Source organism: Pseudobacter sp. (genome assembly GCF_051955275.1).
Classification (GTDB): domain Bacteria; phylum Bacteroidota; class Bacteroidia; order Chitinophagales; family Chitinophagaceae; genus Pseudobacter.
This window is the reverse complement of record NZ_JBQCGW010000151.1, coordinates 1-4,293: the sequence shown is the minus strand read 5'-3', so window position 1 is coordinate 4,293 and position 4,293 is coordinate 1. Positions and strand designations below refer to the sequence as shown.

Sequence of the window (4,293 nt, the reverse complement as noted above, 5' to 3'; positions counted from 1 at the left end):
CCGCGATTATTTCCATGCCTACTCATATCTACATGATCCTACCGACCTGAACTTCACTAGCGCTCCGATCTTCCTGACAAGATGGATCACGCATTACTGTGCACCTGTCTTCACGCTGCTGGCCGGTATTTCAGCTTGTTTGTACGGTATGAAGCATGGGAAAAAGGCCCTGTCGTTCTTCCTTTTCACCCGCGGATTGTGGCTGGTGATCCTGGAGTTTGCTTACGTGACCCTGGCCTGGACCTTCAATCCGCATTATCCCGCCTTTATCCTCCAGGTGATCTGGGCATTCGGCATCAGTATGATGGTGCTGGCCTTACTGATCCACCTGCCCAGGCCTGTTTTGTTGTTCCTCGGACTGGTACTGGTTGGCGCGCACAATGCTTTCGATGGTGTGCATATTGCCGGGGACAGCTTTCCTGCCCTGATCTGGTCGTTACTGCATGATCCCAATTTCTTCGGATTCCGGGTGGGTCCCGCCAATCTGGTGATCGGGTATCCGGTGCTTCCCTATATCGGTATCATCTCCCTGGGTTTTTGCCTGGGGAGTTTGTATGCCTCTGATATCGATGCGGCTTACCGTAAAAGAATCCTGCGTAATATCGGCCTGGGCGCCATCGCAGTTTTCATCGTACTTCGTTTCACCAATACATACGGCGATCCGGGAAACTGGTCGTCGCAAAAAAATGCACTCTTTACTGTTTTTTCTTTTGTGAATGTGACCAAATATCCACCGTCCCTTCTTTTTATACTGATGACCACCGGACCGGCCTTACTGTTCCTGGCCTATGCAGAACGGCCACTGAACCGTTTCACATCCAAAGTGATGGTGTTCGGAAAAGTGCCGATGTTCTTTTACCTGATCCATATTCCGGTGATCCATACCCTTGGCATTTTCGGGGCTATGATCTCCGGGAGACCGGCCTCCGATATGGTGAATTTCACTACATGGGTCACTGCCAATCAGCAGCTGGTGGGGTACGGATTCTCACTGGTGGTAGTGTACCTGGTCTGGATCGGGGTGATGTTGCTTCTCTACCCGGCCTGCCTGTGGTTCAGCCGCTACAAGCAGGCGAACCAGGCTGAAAAGAAGTGGCTGAGCTACTTTTAAAGAAGAATAACGGCCGGATAAATCACATTTTTCAGTGATAGAGCGCATTGTTCCATTTTATTTCTTTGGTATCGATAAAACCATAAAATAAAATGAACAGTCAAATGAAAGTGTTCTCCTCCTTTTTGTTTACAATAATGCTGGCTTCATGCGGAAAGGACGATGATCCTGTGCCTGCTCCTGAAGAACCCAAGGCCAATTACACTGTGTATGCGGGTGGTGGCATCAGAAATGCCAGTGGCGAATGGCGTGCAGTGCTTTGGAAGGAATCGGTTATGACACAGCTGAGTGCGGTACCCGAGCCAGCCTTCTCTTATGTATCGGATGTGTTTGTGGCTGAAAATGATGTATACGCTTCAGGCGTATATGAAAAAGAAGGGAAGAGGTATTCTGCATACTGGAAAAATGGAACAGTGGTGGACCTGACATCAGGAATCGACTTTCAAACTGAGGCTACAGCAATATATGTGGATGGGAAAGATGTATATGTGTCAGGGTACAAAAGAACAACCAGCGGAGATTTTGACAAGGTCGGGTATTGGAAGAATGGTGTGTTTTCGGAACTGGGAACTGCTGCTCATGCCGATGATATTTTTGTGCAGAACGGAATTGTTTATGTAGCCGGTGATGACCAGGGCAAACTGGCGTACTGGAAAAACGGTGTGGTGAATCACCTCACTGCGGGAACTACAAGTGCAAAGGCCACAGGCATCGTTGTTAAAGGAAATGATGTGTATGTATCGGGCTATGAGAATTCATCCGGCGGTATAAGTGTAGCAAAATATTGGACAAATGGTATTGTGACAAATCTCAGTGATGGTACCACTCATGCCAGGGCAACGGATTTGGCAATTTCCGGCACTGATCTTTATGTGTCAGGTTTTACTAAGAATGCGTCGGGAAAGGGCGTTGTGCAATACTGGAAGAATGGTGTAGTCAAAAACCTCACCGATGGCAAAGAGGATGATTTTGCATCAAAGATGTCAGTGACAGGCAAAGATGTTTTTGTAGCGTACACAACATATAACAGTGGAGGTACATCCACGGCACGATACTGGCACGATGGCAAGATCATCATGCTGTCTCAGGCCAATAGCAATGTAAACACCATTGCAATAAAAAAGAAATAGATCCGGAAGCACATCTTGCTTCCGGATCTTGTCTCGAATCTAATAGCTGATAGAAGTGGCAATACTTCTCACGGTTTCCATATCTTCTTTCATTGTCTTCAGTTTTGATTCTACCAAACCATATGCATCTGCTCCGAGATACAGGTGGAGTGGCGGCTCCTGCTGATTGGACACTTCAATGATTGCTTCGGCTGCCTTTTCGGGGCTTCCGGGTTGGGCACCATTGATCTGCTGCTGGTGCTGGTTCTGCACTTCCCTTACCTTGCTGTAAGCCGCAATTTCATTTTCCGGTGTTACCAGTGAACCGGAGTCCAGGAAATTGGTGCGGAGGTATCCGGGAGATGCAATGGTAACATGCACAGCGAACTGTTTGACCTCTGCATGCAATGATTCGGAAAAACCATGCATCGCAAATTTGGTGGCGCAGTAGATGCCGAAGCCGGGGAAGTTGCCTACAAAGCCGCCAACAGACGCCACATTGAAAATATGACCGGACTGCTGCTTGCGGAGCTGCGGCATGGCAGAGCGGATCACATTCAGTACTCCGAATACATTAACATCAAAGTTCTTTCTGGCCTCTTTGTCTGACAATTCTTCCAGAGCGCCTACCAGTCCGTATCCTGCATTGTTGACGATCACGTCTATACTGCCGAATTTTTTGATCGTGTCCTGGATGCCCTGCTCAACATCGGCGCTGTTCACCAGGTCCATTTTGAGAGGGAGGAAAGATTCACTGTTGCTGTTAACGGCGTTTTTCAATTCCGCGATATTCCGGGAAGTGGCTGCCACTTTGTATCCTTTGGACAATAATGCTTTCACCAGGGAAAGCCCCAGGCCTTTGGAGGCGCCGGTTACAAACCATACTTTATTATTCATCATCTTGATTTTTAGGTTGACTGTTTTTGTTCCATGAAACGGATACAAAAATAGTGTGGCCGGGATGCATGAATATTGCCTGCGCCAAACGGATAATTGTCTGAATCAAACAATAGGGCAGTTCAGCTTAAGAAACCGGGCAGGGGGATTTTCTGAATGATGAGGGAGTGAGGCTGGTCTGTTTTCTGAAGAAATGGTTGAAATGGGCGGAGCTTTCAAAGCCCAGGCAATACCCCACTTCGGAGATATTCCAGTCGGTTTGCATGAGCAGCGATTTAGCTTCTGTGGCCAACCTGCCTGCAATATGTTCGGAAGTTGTTTTCCCGGTAGTGGTGCGTATGGCGCGGTTGAGGTGGTTTACATGTACATTGAGTTGTTCAGCAAAATCCTTTGCCGACTTCATGGTGAAACGCTGTGTAGTGGTTTCGATGGGGAATTGCCTTTCCAGCAATTCTGTAAATACGGAAGTGATCCTGGCATTTGCATCTGTGTGTTGGTACAGGGTTTCAGAGGGCTGGATCTTCATGGCGTAATGCATCATTTCCATTACGTAGTTCCTGAGCAGGTCATATTTGAAAGTGTACTCAGAGCCTATTTCTTCCAGCATTTTCAGGAAGATCTGCGAGATCTGTCTGTCCTGGGTTTTATTGAGGGCATAGCAGGGATTATTTCCCGGGAGGAACATGGGAAAGTTCTTCATGCCGTTACGAAGATGCTGAGAGAAGAACCCTTCTTTGAAAATGCAGAAATAACCGGTGGAATCGGGGCCTAACTGCTCAAAGGTGTAAGGCACGCTGGGATTGAAGAACAGGAGGGTAGGGCCTGAGGTCTCGATGCTTTTGTCTGCGTAATGATACACCCATTTGCCACGGACCAGCGAGATCTTGTAAAAATCCCTCCGGGTGTATTGGACGTTCTGCTTATTGTCTCCAATGCAGTCTTCCAGTCTGAATACGTTGAAATGGCCGATCTCCCGCTGAAGGTTAGCGGGCAACCAGTTAAGTTTCTCGCGGTAAAAGCTTTCAAGAGATTGTGGTTTGGCCATGATGCTGATTGCTGATGATATTGCAAAAATCAAACATTTTTCTGAGAGATGCGAAAAAAAACAGCCCGGGATCGCGGGCTGTTTTGCTGTAAGTAACTGTGCTTTTGCCTGTCCCGGTTTACCGAATTCAT

General features: G+C 47.6%; 4 protein-coding genes. 2 read left to right on the top strand and 2 right to left on the bottom strand.

Annotated elements, in window-relative coordinates:
• Positions 1 to 1,111: DUF1624 domain-containing protein (locus ACTHMC_RS12915; protein ID WP_440413561.1), on the top strand; the 1,111-nt coding region annotated here is incomplete at its 5' end.
• A 92-nt stretch (positions 1,112 to 1,203) separates the two neighbouring features.
• Positions 1,204 to 2,241 (top strand): hypothetical protein, encoded by a 1,038-nt coding sequence (locus ACTHMC_RS12910; protein WP_440413559.1) that lies wholly within the window; start codon positions 1,204 to 1,206, stop codon positions 2,239 to 2,241.
• Between the two features lie 39 nt (positions 2,242 to 2,280).
• Here the strand turns inward: ACTHMC_RS12910 and ACTHMC_RS12905 are convergent, their stop codons facing one another.
• Entirely contained in the window at positions 2,281 to 3,117 is an 837-nt protein-coding gene (locus ACTHMC_RS12905) for an SDR family oxidoreductase (protein WP_440413558.1), read from the bottom strand.
• Positions 3,118 to 3,244: 127 nt separating this feature from the next.
• Positions 3,245 to 4,162, bottom strand: a complete 918-nt coding sequence (locus tag ACTHMC_RS12900) for a helix-turn-helix domain-containing protein (RefSeq protein WP_440413556.1) — start codon at positions 4,160 to 4,162, stop codon at positions 3,245 to 3,247.
• Positions 4,163 to 4,293 lie beyond the last annotated feature (131 nt).